This window comes from Teichococcus oryzae (assembly GCF_008386565.1).
In the GTDB taxonomy this organism is placed as follows: domain Bacteria; phylum Pseudomonadota; class Alphaproteobacteria; order Acetobacterales; family Acetobacteraceae; genus Pseudoroseomonas; species Pseudoroseomonas oryzae.
This window is the reverse complement of record NZ_VUKA01000073.1, coordinates 1-867: the sequence shown is the minus strand read 5'-3', so window position 1 is coordinate 867 and position 867 is coordinate 1. Positions and strand designations below refer to the sequence as shown.

The 867-nt window shown below is 65.7% G+C and carries 1 protein-coding gene; it reads left to right on the top strand.

Translation table 11 applies throughout. The annotated features are described in order from the left end of the window. Positions 1-82 precede the first annotated feature (82 nt). A protein-coding gene (locus F0Q34_RS21565; protein WP_149814425.1) for an IS5 family transposase occupies positions 83-867 on the top strand; the annotation gives its coding sequence in 2 pieces (ribosomal slippage) (positions 83-413 and positions 413-867; 786 coding nt in all).

Sequence of the window (867 nt, the reverse complement as noted above, 5' to 3'; positions counted from 1 at the left end):
CTAGGCCTCGTGGACAAACCGGCGATTTGGGGCTTCCCAGCCGGACACTGGCGTGATTCTACGCTGATCTCTGTCATGGAGGTTGGCGTTGATCCGTGGGTTGCTGACCGACGAGGAGTGGTCCTTCTTCGAGCCCTTCGTGGTCTCTGCCAGCCCGCTCGGTGGCAGGCCCGCGCGCGACCACCGGCGGGTGCTGGACGCCATCTTCTGGATCGCGCGCACGGGCGCGCCATGGCGTGACCTGCCGGCCGAACTCGGCAACTGGAACTCGGTGTTCCGCCAATTCCGGCGCTGGACCACGTCGGGCCTGTGGGACGTGATGCTGGAGGCTTTGGCCGATGGCGGAGGCGAAGCCGACCTCCTGCAGATGATCGACAGCACCAGCATCCGGGCGCACCACTGCGCCGCCGGCGGAAGGGGGGGACTTATCGACAGGGTCTTGGGCGCTCGCGAGGTGGCTTTACGAGCAAGCTCCACATCCGCGGCAATGCGCATGGCCTGCCCATCGCCTTGCACGTGACCGCCGGGCAGGAGGCCGACTGCTCGAACTACGACGCGCTGATGGAGGCGCGGGACAGCGACCCTGCCATCATGCTCGGTGACAAGGGCTACGATAGCGATCCCATCCGGCAGGACTTGCGCGACCGCGGCGCCGTGCCGGAAATCCCGACCAAGCGAAACCGACACGTCCAGCACTGCGTCAGTCGGCCCCTCTACGCACTACGCAGCCGCATCGAGTGCTTCATCAACCGCCTGAAGAACAACCGCCGTGTCGCCACCCGATACGACCAGACCGCCGACAGCTTCTTCGGCTTCGCCGCCCTGTCCTCAATCCGCCTATGGATCAGGTTTGTCCACGTGACCTAG